The organism is Xylophilus sp. PBN-3R, assembly GCF_057747805.1.
The window spans coordinates 781,178-807,424 of the sequence record NZ_CM173225.1 but is presented as its reverse complement, the minus strand read 5'-3'; the positions used below and the strand labels follow the sequence as shown (position 1 = coordinate 807,424).

The 26,247-nt window shown below is 65.7% G+C and carries 25 protein-coding genes; 3 read left to right on the top strand and 22 right to left on the bottom strand.

Translation table 11 applies throughout. The features are described 5' to 3' along the window. Positions 1-7: 7 nt before the first annotated feature. The 13 genes from aspS to AC3ANW_RS03670 all read right to left on the bottom strand — a co-directional run bounded on the left by aspS (position 8) and on the right by AC3ANW_RS03670 (position 15,062). Positions 8-1,816, bottom strand: coding sequence for an aspartate--tRNA ligase (gene aspS, locus AC3ANW_RS03730; protein ID WP_488343860.1), 1,809 nt, complete (start codon positions 1,814-1,816; stop codon positions 8-10). Between the two features lie 32 nt (positions 1,817-1,848). Next, entirely contained in the window at positions 1,849-2,478 is a 630-nt protein-coding gene (locus AC3ANW_RS03725; protein ID WP_488343859.1) for a DUF502 domain-containing protein, read from the bottom strand. 7 nt (positions 2,479-2,485) lie between these two features. Beyond that, positions 2,486-2,830: an FmdB family zinc ribbon protein gene (locus tag AC3ANW_RS03720; protein WP_488343858.1), complete on the bottom strand. Its 345-nt coding sequence runs from the start codon at positions 2,828-2,830 to the stop codon at positions 2,486-2,488. A gap of 127 nt (positions 2,831-2,957) precedes the next feature. Beyond that, positions 2,958-4,403: a high affinity choline transporter 1 gene (locus AC3ANW_RS03715; protein WP_488343857.1), complete on the bottom strand. Its 1,446-nt coding sequence runs from the start codon at positions 4,401-4,403 to the stop codon at positions 2,958-2,960. 56 nt (positions 4,404-4,459) lie between these two features. Continuing rightward, positions 4,460-6,031: a ubiquinone biosynthesis regulatory protein kinase UbiB gene (gene ubiB / locus AC3ANW_RS03710; RefSeq protein ID WP_488343856.1), complete on the bottom strand. Its 1,572-nt coding sequence runs from the start codon at positions 6,029-6,031 to the stop codon at positions 4,460-4,462. A gap of 6 nt (positions 6,032-6,037) precedes the next feature. After that, positions 6,038-6,619: a hypothetical protein gene (locus AC3ANW_RS03705; protein WP_488343855.1), complete on the bottom strand. Its 582-nt coding sequence runs from the start codon at positions 6,617-6,619 to the stop codon at positions 6,038-6,040. A 49-nt stretch (positions 6,620-6,668) separates the two neighbouring features. Continuing rightward, positions 6,669-7,706 carry a Tim44 domain-containing protein gene (locus AC3ANW_RS03700; RefSeq protein ID WP_488343854.1) on the bottom strand — a complete coding sequence of 346 codons (1,038 nt, stop codon included), beginning with the start codon at positions 7,704-7,706 and terminating at the stop codon, positions 6,669-6,671. 48 nt (positions 7,707-7,754) lie between these two features. After that, the gene (gene ubiE / locus AC3ANW_RS03695) at positions 7,755-8,486 is read right to left on the bottom strand and encodes a bifunctional demethylmenaquinone methyltransferase/2-methoxy-6-polyprenyl-1,4-benzoquinol methylase UbiE (protein ID WP_488343853.1); all 732 of its coding nucleotides are present in this window, start codon (positions 8,484-8,486) and stop codon (positions 7,755-7,757) included. Positions 8,487-8,605: 119 nt separating this feature from the next. Then, entirely contained in the window at positions 8,606-8,995 is a 390-nt protein-coding gene (locus AC3ANW_RS03690) for a gamma-butyrobetaine hydroxylase family protein (RefSeq protein ID WP_488343852.1), read from the bottom strand. Continuing rightward, the gene (locus AC3ANW_RS03685; protein ID WP_488343851.1) at positions 8,995-9,453 is read right to left on the bottom strand and encodes an HIT family protein; all 459 of its coding nucleotides are present in this window, start codon (positions 9,451-9,453) and stop codon (positions 8,995-8,997) included. Before AC3ANW_RS03685 ends, AC3ANW_RS03690 begins: the two co-directional genes overlap by 1 nt. Before the next feature lie 17 nt (positions 9,454-9,470). Then, the gene (locus AC3ANW_RS03680; RefSeq protein WP_488343850.1) at positions 9,471-13,385 is read right to left on the bottom strand and encodes a DUF3683 domain-containing protein; all 3,915 of its coding nucleotides are present in this window, start codon (positions 13,383-13,385) and stop codon (positions 9,471-9,473) included. 87 nt (positions 13,386-13,472) lie between these two features. Continuing rightward, on the bottom strand, positions 13,473-14,573 hold the full coding sequence (gene aroC / locus AC3ANW_RS03675) for a chorismate synthase (protein WP_488343849.1): 1,101 nt from the start codon (positions 14,571-14,573) through the stop codon (positions 13,473-13,475). A gap of 36 nt (positions 14,574-14,609) precedes the next feature. Next, entirely contained in the window at positions 14,610-15,062 is a 453-nt protein-coding gene (locus AC3ANW_RS03670; protein WP_488343848.1) for a CBS domain-containing protein, read from the bottom strand. Between the two features lie 326 nt (positions 15,063-15,388). Between AC3ANW_RS03670 and AC3ANW_RS03665 the strand changes: the two genes are divergently transcribed. Beyond that, the gene (locus AC3ANW_RS03665; RefSeq protein WP_488343847.1) at positions 15,389-16,042 is read left to right on the top strand and encodes a hypothetical protein; all 654 of its coding nucleotides are present in this window, start codon (positions 15,389-15,391) and stop codon (positions 16,040-16,042) included. A 15-nt stretch (positions 16,043-16,057) separates the two neighbouring features. Here AC3ANW_RS03665 and AC3ANW_RS03660 read toward each other — a convergent pair whose 3' ends face one another. Beyond that, positions 16,058-17,251, bottom strand: a complete 1,194-nt coding sequence (locus tag AC3ANW_RS03660) for a YihY family inner membrane protein (RefSeq protein ID WP_488345349.1) — start codon at positions 17,249-17,251, stop codon at positions 16,058-16,060. A gap of 120 nt (positions 17,252-17,371) precedes the next feature. Between AC3ANW_RS03660 and AC3ANW_RS03655 the strand changes: the two genes are divergently transcribed. Then, entirely contained in the window at positions 17,372-17,764 is a 393-nt protein-coding gene (locus tag AC3ANW_RS03655; protein WP_488343846.1) for a DUF2069 domain-containing protein, read from the top strand. Further along, a complete protein-coding gene (locus AC3ANW_RS03650) occupies positions 17,761-19,197 on the top strand; it encodes an FAD-binding oxidoreductase (RefSeq protein WP_488343845.1) in 1,437 nt (478 codons plus the stop codon). The genes AC3ANW_RS03655 and AC3ANW_RS03650 overlap by 4 nt, the downstream gene beginning before the upstream one ends. Here AC3ANW_RS03650 and AC3ANW_RS03645 read toward each other — a convergent pair. The 8 genes from AC3ANW_RS03645 to AC3ANW_RS03610 form a co-directional block, all read right to left on the bottom strand. After that, positions 19,194-20,111, bottom strand: a complete 918-nt coding sequence (locus AC3ANW_RS03645) for a ketopantoate reductase family protein (protein ID WP_488343844.1) — start codon at positions 20,109-20,111, stop codon at positions 19,194-19,196. The genes AC3ANW_RS03650 and AC3ANW_RS03645 overlap by 4 nt on opposite strands. Positions 20,112-20,119: 8 nt before the next feature. Beyond that, positions 20,120-20,563 carry a MarR family winged helix-turn-helix transcriptional regulator gene (locus AC3ANW_RS03640; protein ID WP_488343843.1) on the bottom strand — a complete coding sequence of 148 codons (444 nt, stop codon included), beginning with the start codon at positions 20,561-20,563 and terminating at the stop codon, positions 20,120-20,122. A gap of 16 nt (positions 20,564-20,579) precedes the next feature. Continuing rightward, positions 20,580-21,356, bottom strand: coding sequence for an ABC transporter permease (locus AC3ANW_RS03635; RefSeq protein ID WP_488343842.1), 777 nt, complete (start codon positions 21,354-21,356; stop codon positions 20,580-20,582). A gap of 8 nt (positions 21,357-21,364) precedes the next feature. Further along, positions 21,365-22,135: an ABC transporter permease gene (locus AC3ANW_RS03630; protein WP_488343841.1), complete on the bottom strand. Its 771-nt coding sequence runs from the start codon at positions 22,133-22,135 to the stop codon at positions 21,365-21,367. After that, positions 22,135-22,920 carry an ABC transporter ATP-binding protein gene (locus tag AC3ANW_RS03625; RefSeq protein WP_488343840.1) on the bottom strand — a complete coding sequence of 262 codons (786 nt, stop codon included), beginning with the start codon at positions 22,918-22,920 and terminating at the stop codon, positions 22,135-22,137. Before AC3ANW_RS03625 ends, AC3ANW_RS03630 begins: the two co-directional genes overlap by 1 nt. Positions 22,921-22,923: 3 nt before the next feature. Then, the gene (locus AC3ANW_RS03620; RefSeq protein WP_488343839.1) at positions 22,924-23,910 is read right to left on the bottom strand and encodes an ABC transporter substrate-binding protein; all 987 of its coding nucleotides are present in this window, start codon (positions 23,908-23,910) and stop codon (positions 22,924-22,926) included. Positions 23,911-23,971: 61 nt separating this feature from the next. Further along, positions 23,972-24,967 carry a 3-hydroxyacyl-CoA dehydrogenase NAD-binding domain-containing protein gene (locus AC3ANW_RS03615; protein ID WP_488343838.1) on the bottom strand — a complete coding sequence of 332 codons (996 nt, stop codon included), beginning with the start codon at positions 24,965-24,967 and terminating at the stop codon, positions 23,972-23,974. Continuing rightward, positions 24,964-26,034: an NAD/NADP octopine/nopaline dehydrogenase family protein gene (locus tag AC3ANW_RS03610; protein ID WP_488343837.1), complete on the bottom strand. Its 1,071-nt coding sequence runs from the start codon at positions 26,032-26,034 to the stop codon at positions 24,964-24,966. The genes AC3ANW_RS03615 and AC3ANW_RS03610 overlap by 4 nt, the downstream gene beginning before the upstream one ends. Positions 26,035-26,247: the final 213 nt, after the last annotated feature.

Below are 26,247 nucleotides of genomic sequence, written 5' to 3'. Positions count from 1 at the left end.
GTGCCGCTCAGGCTGCCGGCGCGGTGTTGCGCAGGCGGATGTGCAGCTCGCGCAGCTGCTTCTCGTCGACCAGGCTCGGGGCCTGGGTCAGCAGGCACTGTGCGCGCTGGGTCTTGGGGAAGGCGATCACGTCACGGATGGATTCGGCGCCGGTCATCAGGGTGACGATGCGGTCCAGGCCGAAGGCCAGGCCACCGTGCGGCGGCGCGCCGTATTGCAGCGCGTCGAGCAGGAAACCGAACTTCTGCTGGGCTTCTTCCGGGGTGATCTTCAGGGCGTCGAACACCTTCTTCTGGACGTCGGCGCGGTGGATACGGACCGAGCCGCCGCCCATTTCCCAGCCATTCAGCACCATGTCGTAGCCCTTCGAGATGGCACGGCCCGGGTCGGTGACCATGTAGTCCTCGTGGCCGTCCTTGGGAGCGGTGAACGGGTGGTGCACCGCGTTCCAGCGGTCGGCGTCCTCGTCGTATTCGAACATCGGGAAGTCGACCACCCACAGCGGCGCCCAGCGGTCTTCGAACAGGCCGTTGGCCTTGCCGTAGGCGCTGTGGCCGATCTTGATGCGCAGCGCGCCGATGGCGTCGTTGACGATCTTTTCCTTGTCGGCGCCGAAGAAGATCAGGTCGCCGCTCTGCGCGCCGGTCAGTGCCAGCACCTTGGTCAGGGTCTCGTCGTCGAGGTTCTTGACGATGGGCGACTGCAGGCCTTCACGGCCCCTGGAAGCATCGTTGACCTTGATGTAGGCCAGCCCCTTGGCGCCGTAGATCTTGACGAACTCGGTGTACGAGTCGATCTCGCCGCGCGACATGCCGCCGGATTCACGAGCTCCGCCAGGGATGCGCAGGCCGACCACACGGCCGCCCTTCATGTTGGCGGCGCCGGCGAAGACCTTGAAGTCGACCGTCTTCATGAGCTCGGTCAGCTCGGTGAATTCGAGCTTGACGCGCAGGTCGGGCTTGTCCGAGCCGTACCTGAAGGCGGCGTCCTGGTAGGTCATGACCGGGAACTCGCCGAGGTCGATGCCCAGGGTGTTCTTGAACACCGTCTCGATCATTCCCTGGAACATCGCCCGGATGTCTTCCTCGGTCATGAAGGAGGTTTCGATATCGATCTGGGTGAATTCAGGCTGGCGATCGGCGCGCAGGTCTTCGTCGCGGAAGCACTTGGTGATCTGGTAGTAACGGTCGAAGCCGGACACCATCAGCAACTGCTTGAACAGCTGGGGCGACTGCGGCAGCGCGAAGAAGTGGCCGTCGTGCACACGGCTCGGCACCAGATAATCACGCGCGCCTTCGGGTGTGCTCTTGGTAAGCATGGGTGTCTCGATGTCCACGAAGCCGTTGCTGTCGAGGAACTTGCGGACTTCCATCGCCACCTTGTAGCGCAGCATCAGGTTGCGCTGCATGTACGGGCGGCGCAGGTCGAGCACGCGGTGCGTGAGCCGGGTGGTTTCGGACAGGTTTTCGTCGTCGATCTGGAACGGCGGTGTGACCGAGGCGTTCAGCACTTCGAGCGAATGCGCCAGCACTTCGATCTTGCCGCTCTTGAGGTTGTCGTTGACCGTGCCTTCGGGACGGGCGCGGACCACACCGGTGATGCGCACGCAGAACTCGTTTCGCACTTCTTCGGCGACGGCGAAGGTGTCGGCGCGGTCGGGGTCGCAGACCACCTGCACCGAGCCCTCGCGGTCGCGCAGGTCGACAAAGATGACGCCGCCGTGGTCGCGTCGGCGGTTGACCCAGCCGCACAGGGAAACGGTTTCGCCCATCAGGGCTTCGGTCACGAGACCGCAGTAGTGGGAACGCATGGCCATGAGATCTATTTCCGGCGCCTCGAAAGGGCGCGTCAGGCTGTCAGGGAAGGGGAAGGACGGGTGGGGCCGACCGGCACGACCACGCCCATGGAGACGATGTATTTCAGGGCTTCGTCGACGCTCATGTCGAGCTCGATGCAGTCGCTGCGGCGCAACATGACGAAGTAGCCGCCCGTGGGATTGGGGGTGGTGGGCACGTAAACGCTCAGGAAGTCTTCCCGCAGGTAGGTGGCCACGTCGCCGCCCGGCGAGCCGGTGACGAAACCGATGCTCCACACGCCCTCGCGCGGCCACTGGATCAGCACCGCCGTACGGAAGGCGTTGCCGCTTTCGGAGAACAGCGTGTCGGACACCTGCTTGACGCTCGAATAGATGGATCGCACCACCGGAATGCGGCCCAGCAGGGCATCGCCCCAGCGCACCAGCTTCTTGCCGACGAAGTTGCTGGTGATGGCACCCACGATCAGCAGGATGAGCAAGGCCAGCACCACACCGAAACCGGGCACGTGGACACCCAGCAGGCGATCCGGCTGCCAGGCGGCGGGCAGGATCAGCAAGGTCTGGTCGAGCAGTGCGATGACCCAGTTCAGCACCCAGACGGTGATGCCCAGGGGAACGATCACCAGCAGGCCGGCGAACAGCCATTTACGAAGCGCGTTCATGCAGGGCTCAATCTTTCTTGGCCGGTGTCGCGGCCGGGGCAGGCGCCGGTGCGGCAGCAGGCGCTGGCGAGGCGCTGGCGGCGGGCGCCGCGGCGGAAGCCGGTGCAGCGCTCGATCCGCCCTCCCCGCCTTCGGACTTGGCCACGGCCGGAGCGCCGGTGGCGCCGTTGCCGCCGCGGAAATCGGTGACGTACCAGCCGGAGCCTTTCAGCTGGAAACCTGCAGCAGTGACCTGCTTGCGGAAGGTGTCCTTGCCGCAGTTGGGGCAGACGGTCAGCGGTGCGTCCGACATCTTCTGGAGCGCATCTTTGGCAAAGCCGCAGGATTCGCACTTGTAGGCGTAAAGGGGCATGGCTTGGTGGGGGTCGAAAAAGGCAGGGCGCGCTGAGCGGCGCTTGCGGAACGCTAGAAGAAAACCCGCAATTATATGGGCGGCCGGCACCCCTCGCAGCCGTTCGGACCTGGCCGGCGTGTGCTTGTCAGGACAGTCCTTCGACCGGCCGGTGCGGTGTCTGCCGATGGGCGATGCCCTGCGGCGCGAGGGAGCCCGCCAGCATGCCGACGACGGCGCCGAGCAGGCCGGCGAACTGGGCCGGCACCACCTCGCCTGCCGGTGTCGCGAGGCAAGCCACCCAGGCTATCAGGCCCAGCACGATGGACAGCAGCGCGCCCTGCGTGGTGGCGCGTTTCCAGTAAAGGCCCGCCAGCAAGGGCACGAATGCGCCGACCAGGGTGACCTGGTAGGCGCTCGACACCATCTCGTAGATGGAGGTGCCGCGGCTCGCAATCGCATAAGCCAGCACACACACGCTGAACACCAGCACGGTGATGCGCATGGTGCGCAGGTTCTGCCGGTCGGTTCCGCCCGGGCGGAACTGCCGCCAGATGTTCTCGGTGAAGGTGACGCTGGGCGCCAGCAGCGTGGCCGAAGCGGTCGACTTGATGGCCGACAGCAGCGCGCCGAAGAACAGCACCTGCATCACGAAAGGCATGTGTTCCATCACCAGCGTCGGCAGGATCTTCTGCGGGTCTTCGGCCAGCAGCGCGTGGGCGCGTTCAGGCATGACGATGAGCGCGCTGACCACCAGGAACATCGGCACGAAGGCGAACAGGATGTAGCAGACGCCGCCGATCACCGGGCCGCGGGTGGCGGCCTTGATTCCGTTGGCCGACATCACCCGCTGGAACACGTCCTGCTGGGGGATGGAGCCCAGCATCATGGTGATGGCGGCAGCGAAGAAGAACAGCATGTCGTGCAGCGAGGGTTCGGGCCAGAACTTGAACAGGTCCTTGCTGAGTGCGAGATCGATCACCCTGTCGGCACCGCCCGCCATGTTGCCGGCGAACACCGCCAGGATGGCCAGGCCCACCACCAGGATGATCATCTGCATGAAGTCGGTGATGGCTACCGACCACATGCCGCCGAACAGGGTGTAGGCCAGGATGGAAACCACGCCGATCACCATGCCGGCTGGCACCGGAATGACATCGCCTGACAGCAGGTTGAACACCAGCCCCAGGGCGGTGACCTGCGCCGACACCCAGCCCAGATAGCTGAGCATGATGATCAGCGAACACACCACCTCGACCGCGCGGCCGTAGCGTTCGCGGTAATAGTCGCTGATGGTCAGCAGCGACATGCGGTAAAGCTTGCCGGCGAAGAACAGCCCGACCAGGATCAGGCAGGTGCCGGCACCGAAGGGGTCCTCGACCACGCCGTTGAGGCCGCCCTGGACGAACCGTGCCGGAATGCCCAGCACCGTCTCGGACCCGAACCAGGTGGCGAAGGTGGTGGTGACGATCATCGCCAGCGGCAGGCCTCGGCCGGCGATGGCGAAATCGGCGGTGTTCTTCACCCGCCGGGCGGCCACCAGGCCGATGGCGATGGTCACGAGAAGGTACGCAAAAACCAGTGTCAACAGCACGTGGCGCTCCTACGAATGTGGCGGGGGTACAAAAAAGGCGGCCTCGGCCGCCGGGGTCAGAAGACGCGGATCCGTATCACGATCTGCATCACCAGCAAACCCAATACAAATCCCGTGCCACCGTAGATCAGGCGCTGCAGCAGGCGGTTGGTGCGCTGCTGGGCCTTCAGCAATTCCTCGCTGAGCTGCTGCTGGTACGGGTCGACCTGCTTGCGCTGAAGGTAGTCGTGCAGCAGGCGCGGGAGTTCGGGCAGCAGCTTGGCGTAATGCGGCGCCTGGTCGCGCAGCGCGGTCAGCAGCTTCTTCGGGCCGATCTGGTCGAGCATCCATTTTTCGAGGAAAGGCTTGGCCGTGCTCCACAGGTCCAGGTCCGGGTCGAGCTGGCGGCCCAGGCCTTCGATGTTGAGCAGGGTCTTCTGCAGCAGCACCAGTTGCGGCTGGATCTCGACCTGGAAACGGCGTGAGGTCTGGAACAGCCGCATCAACACCATGCCAAGCGACAGCTCCTTGAGCGGCCGGTCGAAATAAGGTTCGCACACCGCGCGGATGGCCGATTCGAGTTCGTCGATGCGGGTGTGTTTGGGCACCCAGCCCGACTCCACGTGCAGTTCGGCCACCCGTTTGTAGTCACGCCGGAAGAAGGCGGTGAAGTTCTGCGCCAGGTAGTCCTTGTCGAACTCGGTCAGGGTGCCGACGATGCCGAAGTCGAGCAACACGTAACGGCCCAGCGACTGCGGATCGATGCTCACCTGGATGTTGCCGGGGTGCATGTCGGCATGGAAGAAACCGTCGCGGAACACCTGGGTGAAGAACAGCGTCACGCCGTCGCGCGCCAGGCGTTTCATGTCCACTCCGGCACCGACCAGGCGCTCGACCTGGTTGATGGGCACGCCCTTCATGCGCTCCATCACCAGCACGTCGGGGTGGCAGAAGTCCCAGAAGATCTCCGGCACCTGCACCAGGTCGAGGCCGGTCATGTTGCGGCGCAGTTGCGCAGCGTTGGCGGCTTCCCGGATGAAGTCGAGTTCGTCGTGCAGGTACTTGTTGAACTCGCCGACCACTTCACGCGGTTTCAGGCGTTTGCCGTCGGCCGACAGGTTCTCGACCCAGCCGGCCGTCATGGCCATCAGCGCCAGGTCTTTCTCGATGGCGGCGAGCATGCCGGGCCGGCGTACCTTCACGGCCACCTCGCGTTCCACGCCGTTGCGGTCGCGCAGCACCGCGAAGTGGACCTGGGCGATGGACGCACTGGCGACCGGCACCCGTTCGAACGACACGAAGACGCTGTCGATGGGCTTGCGGAAGGCTTTCTCGATGATGGCCACCGCCACCTCGACCGGGAACGGCGGCACCCGGTCCTGCAGGAAGGCCAGTTCCTCGGCGACGTCGGCGGGCAGCAGATCGCGCCGGGTCGACAGCACCTGGCCCAGCTTCACGTAGATGGGACCCAGGGTTTCCAGCGCCTCGCGCAGGCGCTGGCCGCGGGGCGCGTCGAGCTTGCGGCCGACAGTGACGATACGGGTGAAGGTACGCAACCACGGCTGGCGGAAACTGGACAGGACCAGTTCGTCCAGCCCGTAGCGCAGGGCGATCCAGATAATGGCCAGGCCCCGGAGAAAACGAGTCATGTCAGCCTAGAGAGGTCGGTCGCCGGGAGTGCTGGTGGCGTTGCTGGAAGAGGTGTCGGCCGGTGGTGCACCGCGGCGTGAAACGAAACCACGCAAGGCTTCGGCCATCTTGCGGGTCGCGGTTGCGGCGTAATGCGCGGGTGTGTCGCCCACCAGACGTGCCAGGTCTTCTTCAAGATCCCAGCGCACGTGGTCGACCAGCCAGTTGATCTCGGCCGCGAACTGCACGTCACCTTCGATACGCACCGCCGGCTTGTCGCCACGGATGGCGGCCTGCGCCAACGTCAGCGGTGACTCCTCGGTGATGGTGAGCGTGAGGTTGGGCACCAGGCCGTCGGGTGCGATGTCGAGCAAACCGGCCGGTGTGGCCTGCAGCCGCAGCGTGAAACGCCGCCACTGCATCAGCGCCACCCGCGACTTCTGCCGCGCCAGGCGGGCCATGGCCTCGGGTTCCTGCTGCAGCACATGGTTCAGCAGCAGCACCAGCCGGTGTTGCGCCTCGTCCTGCATCCAGCGGGGAGGCTGCACGGCACCGAGCTTGTCGAGAAAGCCGTCGAAAAAAGAAAACGGGGACTTGGTTTTATCCATAGTCCCCGATTATTCATGGAAAGCCGCGCTGCGCACGGCCAGCTGTGTCCTATTGCAATGCCTGGACACCCGCCACGAGCCAGCCGCTGCGGCCGTCCTTCGGCTTGGCCATGTTCCAAACTTCGCGGAACGGGCTCGGGCCGGACGACGGGTCCTCCTTGATGACACCCGAGAACTCGACGCTGGCGAGGTAGTCGCCACCGGCGTCCTCGATCCCCAGCAGGCGCGATTCGAGCATGACCACTTCGGTCTTGTTGGGCTTGCCGCCGGATTGCGCCTCACGCTCGGCCAGCTGCGCCTTGATCTCTTCGACCATGCCGTCGGTCATCATGGTGCGCAAGGTGGAGATGTCGGAACGGTCCCAGGCGTCCTGCAACAACACGAAGTTGCGTTTGGCCGCAGTCAGGAAACCGTCGGCGTCGAAGTCGGCCGGCACACCCCAGCTCTGCGAACCCGACAGCGTGGACGATGCCTGCGCGGCACTGCCCAGCGACGAGCCGATGACCACACCACCCGAAGCGCCTTCGGCAGGACGTGCATCGAAAGCGGCCGGAGTGGCTTCGAAAGGCCGTGCCGAAGCATCGTTGCCGATGTTGTGCGGGTTGTACTGGCGGGGCGTTTCAGCCGAGGCAGGCGAAGCGCCGGCACCCTGGAACGCATAACCGCCCTGGTTGCCGCCATTGCCGTTGCCGTTGCGCCGACGCATGAAGAAACTGATGGCGCCGATGACCACGACGGCCAGCAGCAGGAACATCAGCACCTGGCCGAAGGCGCCGCCCATGCCCAGCGAATGCGCCAGCCACGCCAGGCCCAGGCCGGCGGCGAGGCCACCCAGCATGCCCATCCAAGGACGTCGCGGCGCGGCGGCCGGCGGCGTGGCAGCAGGCGGCGCCGGGCGAGCCGCGGCAGCGTTGCTGGTAGTGTTCTGTGGTGCCGAAGCAGGCGCTTGCGGCGCGGCCTGGCGCTGCGTCACGTTGGACGACTGGCGGCCCATCGAGCCACCGCCGCCAAAACGTCTGGCGGCTTCTGCGTCGATGCTTCCGAAGAACAGCACACCGACCAGTAACGCGGACAACAACTTCATCATCTCGGGTCTTCCTTTTCTTCTGGAAACGGACTCAGGCGAACCTGATCCTCAGCACTTGATTCCAACATGAAGCGCGGCGATGCCACCCGTCATGTTGTGATAGTCCACATGGCCGAAGCCGCTATTGCGCATCAGCTCTTTGAGTTCTTTTTGCGGGGGATGCATGCGGATGGATTCGGCCAGGTACCGGTAGCTGCTTTCGTCACCTGCCACCAGGCGCCCTAGGCGCGGCAGGATGTTGAAGGAGTACCAGTCGTAGGCCTTTCGCAGCGGCTGCGCCACTTGCGAAAATTCGAGCACCAGCAGCTTGCCGCCGGGCTTCAGCACGCGGCACATCTCGGCCAGCGCGCGGTCTTTGTGGGTCATGTTGCGCAGGCCGAACGCCACGCAGACACGGTCGAAATACGCATCGGGAAACGGCAGCTGCTCGGCATCGCACACCGCCGTCGGCAGGCTGATGCCGGCGTCCAGCAGGCGATCGCGCCCGGTCGAAAGCATGGCCGCGTTGATGTCGGTGTGCACCACTTCCCCGGTGCTGCCGACCTTCTTCGAGAAAGCCATCGCCATGTCGCCGGTGCCGCCTGCGATGTCGAGCACCTTGTGCCCCTCTTTCAGGTCCGCGACCAGCACCGTGTAGGCCTTCCAGGCGCGGTGCAGGCCGGCCGACATCAGGTCGTTCATGACGTCGTACTTGGGCGCCACCGCGTCGAACACGCCCCGCACACGGCGGGCCTTTTCCTGTTCGTCGACTGTCTGGAAACCGAAATGGGTGGTGCTCATAGATGTGATGCTAGGCGACGGAGGACGGATTGAGGTGCATACCCTGTAGTCCGTAACGGGAATGTGAAGGCGAACCCGAGACCGAAGTCGGGGTCGGCTGGATGGTTTTCAAGCGCGGATCAACCGCAGCCGCCGCCTGAACGTTTGCCCGGCATGGGCGCATCGCGATCGACGCCGGCTTCGGCCAGCCGCTGTTCGTAGCGGGCCCAGCGCTCGTCCTGCGCGGATCCCAGTTCGTAGAGGTAGTCCCAGGTGAAGAGTCCGGTGTCGTGGCCGTCCGAAAAACTCGGCTTGACCGCGTAGTTGCCCACCGGGTCGAGCGCGATGATCGCCACGTTCCGTTTGCCGGTCTGCAGCGTTTCCTGGCCGGGGCCGTGGCCCTGCACTTCGGCGGAAGGCGAATACACCCGCAGCAACTCGAACGGCAGGCGAAAGACCGCACCGTCGGCGAAGGCGACTTCAAGCACTTTCGAGCGGGCGTGCAGGGTGAGCGAGGTGGGAGTCTTCATCAGAAGGGCAACGCCGACTGGGCGAAGGTTGCTGCAAATCGGGCGGCCAGCGCGGCATCGACCGCGGGCATGCGACGCGCCAGGGCGGTTTCGTGGGCAGTGTCGCGGTCGCGCAGCGGCGACGCCCAGACCGAGCCCGGGAAATGACTGTCGTCCTCGAACCGGGCGATCACATGCCAGTGCAGGTGGGCCACCATGTTGCCGAGTGCGGCGAGGTTGATCTTCTCGGGCCGCAGTTCGCTGCGCAGCACCCGCTCGACCAGTGCCACCGCCTCCATGCACAGCGTGCGGTCGGCGGTGGAGAGGTCGGAAAACTCGGCCACGTGGTCGGTCCAGACCACCCGGTAGAAAGCCGGGAAACCGGCCTCTTCCGCACGGATCAGGCGGAATCGCGCGCCCGCCCAGACCAGCACGCCGCCTTCGGTTTCGCACAGCGGGCAGCCGGGCACTTTTTTCACTTCAGCAAGACCGGTGGTCAAACCAGGACCCTTTCGATACCGCCACGATTGGCGTCAGCCACGTAGTTTGGCATCCAGTCCTCGCCCAGAATCTTGCGGGCCATTTCGACCACGATGTAGTCGGCCTCGAGAAGGCCGCTGGTCAGGTCGGCGCGGTAGCGGTTCAGGCCTTGCAGACAGCTCGGGCAACTGGTCAGGATCTTGACGTCTGCATCGGCCGGCAGCTCGGCCTTGGCCTTGATCGCGGCCTCGCCCTTCTGCAGTTCTTCGGCCTTGCGGAAACGCACCTGGGTGGCGATGTCCGGCCGGGTCACGCCGAAGGTGCCGGATTCGCCGCAGCAGCGTTCGTTCTTCAGAACGTTGTCGCCGACCAGCGCCTTCACCGTCTTCATCGGGTCCTGCAGCTTCATCGGCGTATGGCAGGGGTCGTGGTACAGATAGGCGCCGCCGGCTTCCAGCGTGATGCCTTTTTCGAGCAGGTATTCGTGGATGTCGATGATCCGGCAGCCCGGGAAGATCTTCTCGAACTCGTAGCCCTGCAGCTGGTCGTAGCAGGTGCCGCAGCTGACCACCACTGTCTTGATGTCCAGGTAGTTCAGCGTGTTGGCCACGCGGTGGAACAACACCCGGTTGTCGGTGATGATCTTGTCGGCCGCATCGAACTGGCCGCTGCCCTTCTGCGGATAACCGCAGCACAGGTAACCCGGCGGCAGCACGGTCTGCACACCGGCATGCCACAGCATCGCCTGCGTGGCCAAACCGACCTGGCTGAACAGGCGCTCCGAGCCGCAGCCCGGGAAGTAGAAGACCGCTTCCGACTCCGAGGTGGTGGCCTTCGGGTTGCGGATGATCGGCACGTAGTCGCGGTCCTCGATGTCGAGCAGCGCACGCGCCGTCTTCTTCGGCAGGTTGCCCGGCATCTTCTTGTTGATGAAGTGCACGATCTGCTCGCGGATCGGGGCAGCGCCGACCGTTGCGGGCGGCGCCTTCACCTGTTTGCTGGCAAAACCGCGCAGCACGTTGTTGGCCAGACGCTGCGCCTTGAAACCCACGCCCACCATCGCGCCGCGCACCAGCTTGATGGTCTCGGGGTTGGTGGCGTTCAGGAACATCATGGCCGCCGCATTGCCAGGCCGGAAGCTCTTCTGGCCCATCTTGCGCAGCAGGTTGCGCATGTTCATCGACACGTCGCCGAAGTCGATGTTGACCGGGCACGGCGTCACGCACTTGTGGCACACGGTGCAGTGATCGGCCACATCCTCGAACTCTTCCCAGTGCTTGATGCTCACACCGCGCCGGGTCTGCTCTTCGTACAGGAAAGCCTCGACCAGCAGCGAGGTCGCCAGGATCTTGTTGCGGGGCGAATACAGCAGGTTGGCGCGCGGCACGTGGGTGGCGCACACCGGCTTGCACTTGCCGCAGCGCAGGCAGTCCTTGACGCTGGTGGCGATGGCGCCGATGTCGCTCTGTTGCAGGATCAGCGACTCGTGGCCCATCAGGCCGAAGCTCGGCGTGTAGGCGTTGCTCAGGTCGGCTAGCAGGCTGAAGTTGCCGGTCAGATCGGCGTGCGCCAGACCTTCGGCGGCCTGCGCCTCGCCCAGCGATGTGCGCAGCAGCTTGCCCTTGTTGAAACGGCCTTCCGGGTCGACCCGGCGTTTGTAATCGGCGAACGGACGCAGCTCGGCGTCGGTCAGGTATTCGAGCTTGGTGATGCCGATGCCGTGTTCGCCGGAGATCACCCCGTCCAGGCTGCGAGCCAGCACCATGATGCGGTCGACCGCGCCGTGGGCAGCCTGCAGCATCTCGTAGTCGTCGCTGTTCACCGGCAGGTTGGTGTGCACATTGCCGTCGCCGGCATGCATGTGCAATGCCACCCACACACGACCCTTGAGCACGCGCTTGTGGATGGCCGTCACTTCGTCCAGCAATGGCACGAAGGCCGCGCCGCTGAAGATCTGCTGCAACGGCGCGCGGATCTGCGTCTTCCAGCTGGCGCGCAGCGAATGGTCCTGCAGTTGCGGCAACAGGGTCTCGACACCGTCGAACCAACCCTGCCATTCGGCACGCACTTCTGCCAGCAGGCCCAGCGCCTGCGCCACGCGGTCTTCCAGCAGTTCGGCCGACGGAATGTCGTTGGCGTCGTCGCTCTTGCCCAGCGGCAGGTTGCCGTTGGCGAAGAAGTCCTGCAGCGCGTCGACCAGCTTGAGTTTGTTGGTCAGCGACAGCTCGATGTTGATGCGCTCGATGCCGTCGGTGTATTCGGCCATGCGAGGCAGCGGGATCACCACGTCTTCGTTGATCTTGAAGGCGTTGGTGTGTTTGCTGATGGCGGCCGTGCGTTTGCGGTCCAGCCAGAACTTCTTGCGGGCTTCGGGGCTGATGGCGATAAAACCCTCACCGCTGCGCGAGTTGGCGATACGCACCACTTCAGATGTGGCTCGCGCAACGTCGTCGGGGCTGTCGCCGACGATGTCGCCGAACAGCACCATCTTCGGCAGGCCGCCGTGGTGTTTGCTCTTGGTGGCGTAACCCACGGCCTTCAGGTAACGGTCGTCCAGGTGCTCCAGGCCGGCCAGCAGCACGCCGGTGCGTTTCTGCTCGGCGAACATGAAGTCCTTGATCTCCACAATGCTGGGCACCGCGTCCTTGGCATTGCCGAAGAACTCCAGGCACACGGTACGCACATGTTCCGGCATGCGGTGCACCACCCATCGGGCGCTGGTGATCAGGCCGTCGCAGCCTTCTTTCTGGATGCCCGGCAGGCCCGACAAAAACTTGTCGGTCACGTCCTTGCCCAGGCCTTCCTTGCGGAAGGTCCTGCCGGGAATTGCCAGGCGTTCGGTGCGGATCGGTGTCCTGCCGTCGGCCTCGAAATACTGCAGTTCGAAGACCGCTTCTTCGATGTCGTGGATCTTGCCCAGGTTGTGGCCGATGCGGGTCACTTCCAGCCACTGCGCATCGGGCGTCACCATGCGCCAGGACGCCAGGTTGTCCAGCGCCGTGCCCCACAACACGGCCTTCTTGCCGCCGGCGTTCATCGCCACGTTGCCGCCTACGCAGGATGCTTCGGCAGAAGTCGGGTCGACCGCGAAGACAAAACCGCCGCGCTCGGCGGCATCGGCCACACGCTGGGTGACCACACCCGCGCCAGTCCAGATGGTCGGCACCGGATGGTCCACGCCCGGAAGATCGCGCATCTCGACCTCGGTCATCTGCTCGAGCTTCTCGGTGTTGATGACCGCGCTCTTCCAGGTCAGCGGAATGGCGCCGCCGGTGTAGCCGGTGCCGCCTCCGCGCGGAATGATGGTCAGCCCCAGGTCGATGCAGCCCTTGACCAGGCCGGCCATCTCTTCCTCGGTGTCCGGTGTCAGCACCACGAACGGATATTCGACACGCCAGTCGGTGGCGTCGGTCACATGCGAGACACGCGACAGGCCGTCGAACTTGATGTTGTCCTTGGCGGTGAGTTTGCCCAGGCTGCGCTGCGCCTGCCTGCGCAGTCCGGCCACCGCGTCGAAGTCGTTGGCGAAGGCGCTGATGGCGCCCTCCACGCCCTTCAGCAGATCACCCACCAGGGCATCGCGGCCGGGGTCGCTGACCGGGGTGCGGCGTTTGCTCACCTCGGCCAGCCGGTGGCGCAGGGCTTCGACCAGTTGGCCGCGGCGACGCGGATTGTCCAGCAGGTCGTCCTGCAGATAGGGATTGCGCTGCACCACCCAGATGTCGCCCAGGACCTCGTACAGCATGCGGGCGGATCGGCCGGTCTGGCGTTCGCTGCGCAACTGCTGCAGCGTGTCCCAGGCGGGCGCGCCCAGCAGGCGGATCACGATCTCGCGGTCGGAGAACGAGGTGTAGTTGTACGGAATTTCGCGCAGGCGGGCGGGCCTGTCTGCATTTGCCAGCAGCGTGGCCGCCGCGATGGGGGCGTTCATGGGATGTTCTTCTCTCGTGCGTGGGGGCGCTATTTTAGGAAAGCGGCAGATCGGCCGCTGATCCGGGGGTTTACCCGGACCCTCGAATTACAGCAGCGATGCGCGAATCGGCTCTGCGGCCGCGGCTTGCACATCGCCGCACTGGGCGCGGTGCCGCAGCGCATGGTCGATCAGCACCAGCGCCAGCAGCGCCTCGGCGATGGGCGTGGCGCGGATGCCGACGCAAGGGTCGTGGCGGCCCTTGGTCACCACGTCCACCGGATTGCCGTTGACGTCGATCGACTCGCGCGGGCTGATGATGGAACTGGTCGGCTTGATGGCGATGGACACGTCGATGTCCTGCCCGGTGCTGATGCCGCCCAGCACGCCGCCGGCGTTGTTGCTGGCGAAACCTTCGGGCCGCATCGAATCGCCATGCACCGTGCCGCGCTGGGAGACGCTGGCAAAACCGGCGCCGATCTCGACGCCCTTCACCGCGTTGAGGCCCATCATGGCGAAGGCAATGTCGGCGTCGAGCTTGTCGTAGAGCGGCTCGCCCCAACCCACCGGCACGCCGTGGGCCATCACCCGCAGGCGGGCGCCGCACGAATCGCCCGCCTTGCGCAGGGCGTCCATGTAGTCTTCCAGCGCCGACACGTCGGCCACCGGCGCATAGAAGGGGTTGTTCGGCACATGGGACCAGTCCTCGAAACCGATGGGCAGTTCGCCGATCTGGGTCATGCAGCCGCGCAGCGTGATGCCGTGGTGTTCGGCCAGCCACTTGCGAGCCACTGCGCCGGCCGCCACCGTGGGTGCGGTCAGGCGGGCAGACGAACGGCCGCCGCCGCGCGGGTCGCGGATACCGAACTTGTGCCAGTAGGTGTAGTCGGCATGGCCGGGGCGGAAGGTCTCTGCGATGGCCGAATAGTCCTTGCTGCGCTGGTCGGCGTTACGGATCAGCAGCGCGATCGGGGTGCCGGTGGTGCGGCCCTGATAGACGCCGGAGAGGATCTCGACCGAATCGGGCTCGTTGCGCTGGGTGACGTGCCGGCTGGTGCCGGGCCGGCGGCGGTCGAGCTCGACCTGGATGTCGGCCTCGCTCAGTTCCATGCCGGGCGGGCAGCCGTCGATCACGCAGCCGATGGCCGGGCCGTGGGATTCACCGAAGTTGGTGACCGCGAATAATTTTCCGAATGTATTGCCGCTCATGGGCCGGATTATCCCCGGCCCGCCGACCGCGCTTTCTCAGCCGGTCTGCTCTTCGTCGGCCGGCCAGTCGCGGATATAGGCCTTGAGCATCTTGTTCTCGAAATTCTGGCTGTCGACCACTGCCTTGGCGACGTCGTAGAAACTGATGACACCCATCAGCATGCGCTGGTTGAGCACCGGCAGGTAACGCGCATGGCGTTCCAGCATCATGCGGCGCACCTCGTCGAGTTCGGTCTCGGGGGTGCAGGTCAGCGGTGCGTCGTCCATGGCGCTGCGCACCAGCTTGCTGCCCACCGTGTTGCCGTTGCCGACGATGGTCTGGATGACTTCACGGAAGGTGAGCATGCCGACCAGATCGCCATGTTCCATCACCACCAGCGAGCCGATGTCGCGCTCGGACATGATCTCGACCGCCTTCGCCAGGGAGTCGTCGGGCTCGACGGTGAAAAGCGTGTTGCCCTTGACGCGGAGGATGTCGCTGACTTTCATGTTGGGTCTCCTGGCGGGATGGACGGCGTGAGGTTGGCCGCTGGGGCTGGGTGGGACAGTTGCTTCGGTCGGCAACTGCGGCATGACTATATCCGAGGTATGCGGGCTTGCCGAGCCGGCATACAGCCCGTTTTTCGCACGGGTCCGCCCGTTTTCGGCTCCTTTGCGGGACCGCCGGATTCGTCCGAAACAAGATGGCGGACACCACGGAGAAACCCATGCTCATTCCAGCCGCCATCGTTGCAAACCCCGCAATATTCCCGGCCCGCATGCCGGCAGTGCCGATGCCGGCCGCGCAACACGGCTCGACGCCGCAGAACATGTCGATGGATCCCGAACTGATCCGACTATCGGAAGAGCTGACCGACAACCGGGTCGCCCACCACGCCTACCACGCCCGTGACGCCCATGACGGCAATGGCGCCGCGCTCCGCCGGGCGGGCATCTTTTCGCATTCGGACAGCCACCCGGCCGAGCGCCCGGCCGCAAGGCAGCGGCGCGCCTCGTTGCGGCCGCAGGTGGAACTGCTGGGCATTTACACACCGCTCGGCCCGTCGAATGTCGGCAAGCTCCTGACCGAGTACGGGCGCACTTTGTGGAACATCCGGCAGCAGCGGGCACCCAGGCAGGGACTGGCGCGAAAACTGCGCTCCGACGGTGTCGCCGCACTCGGCGGGCGCGATACCGCAAGGGGCCGGGAATTCATCCGGCGATGCCAGTTGATCAGCCGGTTCACCATCCACCTGGACAGGATGAAAATCCGGGCGCTGGATCAGTTCCCCAAGATATACGCTCACCTGGTCCGCGAAGAGATCGACAGGTTTCTGTCGACTTCGCTGCATTACCTGGCAAGCGGCAAAAACTATGAGGGCGCCACCCTGGCCAATATCAGGCGCGCCATCGAATGCCGGATTCAAAGGGCGGAGACGAACTGGCTCACTTTTCCGTTTTTCTGGGTCTGGTCCCAGCTCTGGTGCTGAATTCGGCGATTGCGGTCATAACAGGTCCGCCAGCCGCATCCGTGCGATGCCGGCACGCTCCCAGAGGGCCGCCGTACCCGGGTTGCGATCCAGCAGCAGGCGTTCGGCCAGCGGAGCCACCGGGGTGTTGAACACATCGGCCAACAGCACGATGCGGGTGACGACGCCATCGCGCTCTTCGCGCAGTTGCCCCACCAGGTCGAGTTCGATCAGCGCCTCGAACACCGGCTCCAGTTGCACCGCGTCGACCTGCAGGCTGCGCGCGATCTCGCTGGCGTTGCGTCCGTGCAGCCCTGCGCGCTGGGCAGAGCGCAGGTGGGCCAGCACCTCGAGCGACAGTTGAAAATACCAGCCAGCCCCGCCGCCGCGCCGCACCGTGCCCGCCAGCAGGCTCGGCAGATAAGCCACCAGCACCGCGCCCAGCAGCACGATGTTCCAGGCCACGAAAATCCACAGCAGCATGATCGGCATGCTGGCGAAGGCGCCGTAGAGCACCGAATAGGTCGGCACCATGCCGATGTAGACACCCACGCCTTTCTTGGCGATTTCCAGGCAGGCAGTCACCGCCAGCGCGCCGACCCACGCATGCGGCCACTTCACCCGGGTGTTGGGCACGAAGTGGTACAGGCCCGCGATTCCGGCGGCCAGGAAAAGAAACTCGAAGGAAGACAGCACAAAACGCAGCGTGCCCGGCACCGCGCCCACCACCTCGCGTGAAAACGTGATGACCGACGCGGTGGTCGCCAGGCTCACCGCCAGCAGCAGCGGGCCGAAGGTGATGGCGGCCCAATAGATCAGCAGGCGCTGGGCCAGGCCGCGCGGCCGGCGCACCCGCCAGATGCGGTTCAGCGTGCGGTCGATGGTCAGGATCAACGCCACCGCCGTCACGATCAGCGCGGTCAGCCCGGCAGCACCCAGCCGGCTGGCCTTGCTGGAGAACTGGGTCATGTAGCCCAGCACCTGTCGGGCGATGCCCTCGGGCACCAGGCTGGCGATCAGCCAGCGCTGCAGCTGTTCCTGCATCTGGCCGAACATCGGAAACGCGGTGAACACCGCCAGCGCCACGATGAAAAAAGGCACCAGCGCCAGGATGGTGGTGAAGGTCAGGCTGCCGGCGGTCAGCGCCAGCTGGTCTTCCCGATAGCGCTCGCGCAGCAACGGACCGGCCAGGCGCCAGGGAAAGCGGCGCAACTCGTCTGCCGCGGACATGGCGGCACGGCGGAAACGGAGACGGAGGGAAACCAGGCGCTCAGACAGGAACACCCGCTGGGGCGCACGCACGGGCGCCTGCAAAGGCGGCAGGGACATGGTCGCTATGATGCCATCGCCATGACGCAGCCCCCCCTTTCCGTACGCCGAACCCGCGTCCTGGCGGTCGCCAGCCTGCTGGGCCTGATCATCCTCAGCCTGGCCTGGGAACTGGTGATCGCGCCCATCCGTCCGGGCGGTTCGTGGCTGGCGCTGAAGGCGCTGCCGCTGTGCCTGCCGCTGGCCGGCCTCCTCAAGCACCGCATGTACACCTACCGCTGGGTCAGCCTGCTGGTCTGGCTGTATTTCACCGAAGGCATAGTGCGCGCCTGGGGCGATCCGCCACCAGCCAACTGGCTGGCCTGCATCGAGATCGCGCTCTGCCTGATGCTGTTCGCCGCCTGCGTGCTGCACGTCCGAATCCGTTTGCGGTCCCCGCGGCCGAACCCTGTACTCACACCATCGAAGACATGACCAACACCACAGACCTGACCCCCCTGCTGTCCGCGCTGCGCCAGATCGTCGGCGAGAACAACGTGCTGACCGAAGGCGACCTCACCGGCTACGAACAGGACTGGCGCAAACGCGAACGCGGCCGTTCGCTCGCGGTGGTGCGCCCGGGCAGCACGGCGGAAGTGTCCGCCGTGGTCAAGGCCTGCGTGGCTGCCGGCGTGTCGCTGGTGCCGCAGGGCGGCAACACCGGCCTGGTGACCGGCTCCACCCCCGACGCCTCGGGCCGCCAGGTGGTGCTGAGCCTGAACCGCATGAACGCCATCCGCGCAGTGGATACCGACAACCTCACCGTGACCGTCGATGCGGGCTGCATCCTGCAGACCCTGCAGGACCGCATGGAAGAAGCCGGCTTCCTGTTCCCGCTGAGCCTGGCGGCCGAAGGCACCTGCACCATCGGCGGCAACCTGGCCACCAATGCCGGCGGCACCCAGGTGCTGCGCTACGGCAATGCCCGCGAGCTGTGCCTGGGCCTGGAAGTGGTCAACGCCCAGGGCGAGATCTGGGACGGCCTGAGCGGACTGCGCAAGGACAACACCGGCTACGACCTGCGCAACCTGTTCGTCGGCAGCGAAGGAACGCTGGGCGTGATCACCGCAGCCACCCTCAAGCTCTACCCGCTGCCGGCCGTCAAGCTGACCGCCTGGGCCGCCGTGCCCTCGATGGAAGCCGCAGTCGCGCTGCTGGGCCTGGCGCATCGCCACCTGGGCGCCGGCCTGACCGGCTTCGAGGCCATGGGCCAGTTCGCACTGTCGCTGGTCGGCAAACACATGCCGCAATTGCGCGTGCCTTTCCTGGGTGAGGAATCGTCGCCCTACTGCGTGCTGCTCGAAAACTCGGACAGCGAATCGGAAGAACACGCCCGCGCCCAGTTCGAGCGCCTGCTGGAAACCGCCATCGAAAGCGGTGTGGTCAGCGATGCGGTGGTGGCCGAAAACATCAGCCAGGCCAACGTGCTTTGGCACATCCGCGAAAGCATTCCGATGGCGCAGGCCGAAGAAGGCCTGAACATCAAGCACGACATATCGGTCCCGGTGTCGCGCATCGCCGAATTCGTCGCCGCCACCGACGTGATCCTGAAAGACGCCATCGCCGGCGTGCGCCTGGTCAATTTCGGCCACCTGGGCGACGGCAACCTGCACTACAACGTGCAGGCACCGGCCGACGGCGATGCCAAGGCCTTCCTGATCGAGAAGGAAGCCATGGTCAACGACCTGGTCTACCGGTCGGTCGCCAGCTTCGGCGGATCGTTCTCGGCCGAACACGGCGTGGGCGGCATGAAGGTGCACGAACTGGAGCAGTACGAGACGCCGGCCGCCCTGCAGATGATGCGGGCCATCAAGAGCGCCCTCGACCCGCAGAACACCATGAACCCGGGCCGCATGCTGGCGGCTTAAGCCAGCGGCTCGACCAGTCGAACCAGCGCCAGCAGGGTCTCGACATGCGGTACGGCCAGCCCGTGCCGCCTGGCTTTCTCGGCCACCGCGCCGTTGAGCGTTGCGACCTCCGTCGGCCTGCCCGCACGCACGTCCTGCAGCATCGACGGCTGGTGGCCCACCTGCTCGACCAGCGCCCTGGCCACGGCATCGCGACACCGGGCGGCATCGGTCTCCACGCCTTCGGCACAGGCCACGGCCAGCACTTCGTCGATCATCGAAACGACCAGTTCCATGGCCTGCGGCGTGGTGACCAGCCGGCCCAGCGAACAGCCGGTGGCCGCGCAGACGCTGTTGAGGGCGGTGTTGAAGGCCACCTTTTCCCAGATGGTCGTCCAGACCTGGGGATCGACAGCGCAGGCCAGGCCGGCGGCGTCGAGCGCCTCGGCAATCCGGGTCACTTCAGGATCCGCCCGGCCATTCGCGGACAGCAGGCGGACGACGCCCTGCCCATGCGAGCGCACATGGCCCGCGCCGACCTTGTCCGCCGGCCAGTTCGTCATGCCCACGACGATCCGATCCACCGGCACGAAATCCGCGATCGCCTCGACATTCCCGAGTCCGTTCTGCAATGTCAGCACCCGGGTTTCCGGTCCGATGACAGGCCCGATACCGGCAAGCGCGGCAGCCGTATCCATCGTCTTGGTGAAGACCATCAACAGATCGGCGGGCTCTGTGGCCTGCTCGGGCCGGCACGCTGACAACTCCGAAATGCGCCGGTCACCGGTATCGGTTTCCAGCCGCAGCCCGTGTTGCCCGATGGCCCGCAGATGCGCATCGTCGACATCCAGCAAGGTGACCGACTGCCCGCTTTCGGCCAGCAGGCCGCCGAACAGCGAGCCCATCGCTCCCGCGCCCGATATGGTGATGTTCATCGGCCCGTTCATCCGTTGGCGATGATCTTCAGCAACACGCCGCGGGCGCATTCGATGTCGGCCGGCGCGATGCCGCGGGTGAATTCCGCTTCCAGGCCCAGCACGCTTTTCAGGATGTCCTCGAAGGCGGCGCGGCCGGCGGCCAGCAGGTGCACATGCACCGCCCGGGAATCGTTGGGGCTGGCCTCGCGCAGCACAAAACCCTGGGTTTCCAACGCCCGCAGCGAGCGCGAAAGAGTGGACTGCTCGGTCATGGTGTTGCTCGCCAGTTCGCCCATGGTCAGGTCGTCCTGGCGCGACAGGAAGGCCAGCACCCGCCAGTGGGTGAGCGTGAGCCCCTGCTGGTCCAGGATCTTCTGCAGCTTGACGTTCAGCACCGTCGTGGCCTTGTTGACCAGGTAGGGCAGGAACAGTTCGTGGCCGGGATATTCGTTGGCTTCGGGAGTAGGCATGCGGATGAAAGGACGATCAACCACCCGTGCTGGCATGGCGCCGCCGGACATATTGGAGAGAGGAATTCAGGCACAGCCCGATGGCGGAAATCAGCACCAGCGGCACGAACATGTCGACCACCTGGTATGACCGCGCCGCCATCACCAGCAGATGGCCCAGGCCGTCGGTCGACGAAATCATCTCGGCCAGGAAAACGTTGATGCAGGCGACCACCAGGCCGATGCGGCAGCCGGTGAGTATCGAGCCAAAGGCCGAGGGCAGCAAAACCGTGAAAACCACCGCCAGCCGGCCCGCACCGGCCGCGCGGGCCGACCACACCAGCTTGGGCTGGACCGAACGCACGCCGTGGAAAGTGGCCAGCATGATGGGGAACACCGCTTCGGACACCACCAGCCCGATCTTGGACGCGTGGCCGAAACCCAGCAGCAGCACCAGCGCCGGATAGAGCGCGATCTTGGGAATGGGCGACAGCAGCCGCACCATCGGAGCCAGCAGGAATTCACCGCCCAGCGCCATCAGCAGGCCCAGCAGCACACCCAGCGCCAGGGCCAGGCCGAAGCCGGCGGACAGGCGCACCAGCGTCTGGCCGATGTTGAACAGGAAGTCGCCGCGGTGCAGTTGCTCGAACAGCCGGCCGGCGATGGTCAGCGGCGACGGCAGCATCTGGGGTGCCACCAGGCCGGCAACGCTGGCCGCTTGCCACACCAGCAGCAGCGCGGCGATGGGCCACAGGGCCCGCAGGCCGAGCAAGCCGGGAACGAAAGGTCTCTTGAAAGTGGAAAGCGTTGTCATGGCGTTTCTCAGGCCCCGTTCTGCAGCGTGTCGGCCCAGTGGGTCAGGCGGCGGCGCAGCTGTTCGAAGAGCGTGTCCAGCAGCAGGCCCATGAGTCCGATCAGCACGATCATGGCGTAGACGTCGGTATAAACGGCCATGTCGAGTGCATTGAAAAGCAGGTCGCCGGCGCCGTTCTGGCGGGCGATCATCTCGCTGCTGACCATGGTGATCAGCGCCAGCGAAAGCGCCACCCGGCCGCCCAGCAGAACCTCGGGCAAGGCGGCGGGCAGAACCACCCGCAGCAGCCGGGCGACCGGCCCCATGCCCATGGCGCGCGCCGACCAAATCAGCTTGTCGTCCACCTGCAACGCGCCCTGGTAGCTGTGATAGAGCAAGGGCAGGCTGACCCCCAGAAAGATGACCAGCACCTTGGACAGGTCACCCACGCCCACCCACAGCATGATGATGGGCATCAGCGCCGCCTTGGGCACCGGATAGACCAGCGAAGTCAGCGGATTCATGAACCCCGCCAGCGCCTGGCTGCGGCCCATCGCCAGGCCCGCCGGAATCGCCAGCAGCACGCCCAGGCCGTAGCCCAGCGCCATGCGTCGCAGCGACGACGAGATGCTGGCCACGTCTTCCGGGTTGCCCAGGATGACCGGCAGCGTGCGCAGCGCCTCCCAGGCGGTGGGTAGTTCTTCCATCCTCAGGGCCACCGCCGCCGCCTGCCACAGCCCCAGCAGCAGCAACGGCGCCAGCAAGGCGCGCATCACGAACTTCAACACGGACTTGGGCATCAGGCAGCCTTTCGTTTGCCGTGCATCTGGTCGAGCATGCCTTCCAGCTGCAACACGTATTGCTGGTAACGCGGGTCGGTCAGCAGTTCGGCGCGCACGCGGGGGCGCGGCAGGTCGATGGTGATGTCAGCCGCGATGCGACCGGGCGAGCCACTCATCACCACCACCCGGTCCGACAGAAACACCGCCTCGTCCACGCCGTGGGTGACGAACAGCACCGTCTTGCGGTCGCGCTCCCAGATGGTCAGCAGCTCGTTCTGCAGCGTGGTGCGGGTGTGGGCGTCCAACGCGCCGAAGGGTTCGTCCATCAGCAATATGCGTGGCCGGTACGCCAGCGTGCGGGCGATGGCCACCCGCTGCCGCATGCCACCCGACAACTGCTTGGGATAGAAATGCGCATAGGCGGTGAGGCCCACCATCTCGAGCAGTTCTCCAGCCCGCTCCCTGGCTTGCGCCGCCGGCACCTTCTGCACCCGCAGGCCGTACATCACGTTCTGCAGCACCGTCTTCCAGGGGAACAGCGCGAATTCCTGGAACACCGGTCCGCGGTCGGGCCCCGGCCCGGCGATGGGCTTGCCATCCACCAGGATGCGGCCTTCCGAGGGATCGACGAAACCGCCCAGCATGTACAGCAGCGTCGACTTGCCGCAGCCCGACGGTCCCAGCAGCGAGACGAATTCGCCCTCGCCCACCGACAGCCCGATGCCGTCCAGCGCGAGGTGTTGCGCACGACCGGCAACGTCGAAACGTTTGCTCAGGCCCTTGATCTCGATGAGTGGCGACATGGTTCAGCGCTGCGGTGCGGTCAGGTCGTCGCGACGGAACTGGTCCACCTTGAGGGTGCGGCTCATCAGGCCCAGTTCGGCGTACTGGTCGAACATGGTCTGGATGGCGGCGAAGTCCGGTTTGGCGTCCGCCGGCCGGGCGAAGTCGTTCTGTTTCATCAGGTAGGGCTCCAGCGCCGCAGCGGGTGCGCGGGTCACTTCGGCCACGACCTTGATGGTTTCCTCGCGCTGGGCGATCGCCATCTGCATGGCCTTGGTCAGGTCGCGCACATACAGCTTCACCAGCTCGGGCGACTTGTCGGCGAAGTCCTTTTTGCAGACCTCCATCAGGTGCACCGTGTTGGGCATCACGCTCTGGATGGACATCAGCCTGCGAATGCCGCCCCTGGCCTCGGCCCGCGATGCGAACGGCTGCACGAACACACCCGCATCGACCCGGCCGCCGCGCAGCGCCGATTCCGATCCTGGAAAACCGGTCTCGATCACCTTCACATCCTTGGCCGGGTCCATGCCGTTCTTCTTGAGGATGAGCGCCATGCCGGCGTAAACGCCCGAGGCATACACGTTCACGCCCACCGTCTTGCCCTTGAGGTCGGCCACGGTCTTGATGGGCGAGTCTTCCATCACACCCCAGTAGACCGAGAACGACTGCGGCGTTTCACCCACGTGCTGTGCCACCGCGTAGGCCTGCAGTCCGCCGTTGATGGCGCCCTGGCCCAGCGACAACGGAGCCTGCGACGAGCAGTCCAGGGCGTTGGAGATCATGGCCTGCACCATCGGTGCGGTGCCCTGGAACTGGGTCCACTCGATGCGGTACGCCTTGCCCAGGTCGGGGAAGGCTTCGGGCTTGCGCATCATCCAGTACTTGGCCTCCTCGGCCGGGATGGACCAACCCACCCGGATGACGGGCACGCCCTGTGCCATGGCGCCGGCCGCTGTGACGGTCAGGACGACCGAAAGGATGCTTTTGATGAAACGGGAACAGGCCATCGCAAAACTCCGATGCAGGGATAGAGGAAGAGGAAGAGGGGGAGGAAAAAAGGAAAGACGCTCAGCCGGCGTCCGAAGTGGCGACCGGACGAACCGGCTCGATACCCTGCAGCTTCAGCAGTTGCACGAGTCGTTCCAGGGCGTCCTGCTGGAAGGCGCGGGCGCGGCCGGCGTCCCAGTCGTAGAAGCCTTTGCCGGTCTTCATGCCCAGTTCACCGTCGCCCATCATTTTTTCGACGATGGGCGGGCAGGCATAACGGCTGTCCTGCAGGCTGGTGGTGAGGTAGTTGCTGGCGTGGAAGAGGATGTCCACGCCGCCGAAATCCAGGAACTCGGCCACGCCCATCGACGCGTAACGCGGGCCGAACCCGTAGCGGATCGCGGTGTCGATGTCGGCCGCGGTGGCTGCGCCCTGCTCGATCATCCGGGCCGCCTCGTTCATCACCATCACCTGCAGGCGGGGCACGATGTATCCCGGCTGCCCGCTGCACAGCACCGGTTTCTTGCCGGCGGCGGCCAGCATGTCGAGCAGGCGCCTCAGCACCGACGGATCGGTGCTGGCGTGCGGCGCAACTTCCACCAGCGGAATCAGGTAGGCGGGGTTGAGCCAGTGGGCGTTCAGGAAACGCTCCGGCCCGGCGACCAGCGCCGCCAGTTCACCCGGCAGCATGGTCGACGAGGTGGACGCCACGATGGCGTCGGCGGGCAGGTGCCGGCAGGCCTCGGTGAAAGCTTCGCGTTTGGCGTCCAGCGTCTCGGGGACCGCTTCGAACAGCACGGTGGTGGCCGCCAGCGCCGCCGCCGCATCGGCCCGGCCGACCAGCCGGATGCGTGCCGTCAGCAGCGGAATGTCGGCGGCCTGCAGCAGGCCCAGGCCCTGCAGGCGCTGGAAGATGGCCAGCAGTTCGTCGGCGCATTCCTGCTGCAGCGCGGCCCAGGCCTCGGGCTTGCGAAGACGCAGGTCGATCAAATCGAAACGCTGGCCGGCCAGCGCGAAGGCGGCCGCGATGCTGCGCCCCATGCGCCCCGCGCCGACGGCGGCGATGACCGCTGTCACAGGCCTTCCCCGGTCACCAGGCGGGCGCGCAGATCGTCAGGCGTCAGGCCGGCAAGGCCCATCGCGCCCAGGGTCCGCGGACCTTTTTCCAGGTCCCGACCGACGATGCCCGAAGCCACGGCCAGCAGGCCCGTGGCGATCGGCGCCGGAGTGTCGGCATACCGGGCGACGGACACCAGAAAGGCCAGGCCATGCTGCACGTCCTCGGTCATGTAGCGGTGGGTATGCAGGTCGATCTTCTCGCGCCAGTCCCCGCTGTCGACCAGGCGCTTGTGGGCGTCGCCGTACATCCACTGGTCGTTTTCATAGTGGTCGCGCAGCGGGAAATGCGGCGCTCCATAACCCAGCGACTCACGGATGCGCATGCGCTCCTCGTCCAGCGCGTTGGTCACCGCGCGAATGGCCGGCTGGGTGCCTTCGTTATGGATGTCCCACGACGGAAAGTGCTGCAGCGGACCGGCGTTCATCAGGATCAGCGGCGGATGGATGACGGGGCCTGCATTCATCAGCGCACCCGACAGCGCGTCTTCCAGCGGTTCCACCGACGGATAACCCTGCTGCAGCAACGAAAACGCATATTCGGACAGGCGCGCCGGGACCACGCCGGTCGGCAGGCGGGTGGCGTAGGAGGTGATGGTGACCTGCGATTCGTCGTGCTTGCGGGCAAGGTAGGGCAGCGTGCCGGTCTCGCAGAAGGCCACGTCTGCGTTGCAGCCGGCGGCCCGCACCACCTGCAGCATGGCCACGCTGCCGAAGGTGCCCGGCGGCAGAAAGATCACCTGCCCGTCGACCAGATGCGGCGCCAGCGCGCCGGCGATGTCCGCCTGCGCAAAGGCAGGCGTCGGCACCACGATCAGCGTCGCGCCCTGGATGGCCTCGCCGATGTCGGAAGTCAGGCATTCGATGCGCACTTCGCGCTCGCCCGCAGGGTCTTTCATGCGGATGGCGTAGTCGGCGATGCGGCCGACCGCGTTGCGACGCCACATCCGAACGGTGTGGCCACGGTGGGAAAAGTCGGCGGCGGCGGCGAAACAGCCGTGTCCGCCTCCCAGGATTGCAACGTTCAAGGCTTGACTCCTAGATGGATCGGGGGTGAAGGGTGATGGGCGAAACTACCGCCTAATTCGAATTTGCATGCACATGCAAATACCGATGGAGATTTAGCAAAATCGGTGCCAGGCAAGAACCTGGATCGGCGAGCCGCACCGCACCAGCACTGGGCGGAAACGCACCGTGCTGCGACCTGTTGCCAACCAAGCGGGCAGGAGTGCTACAAACTG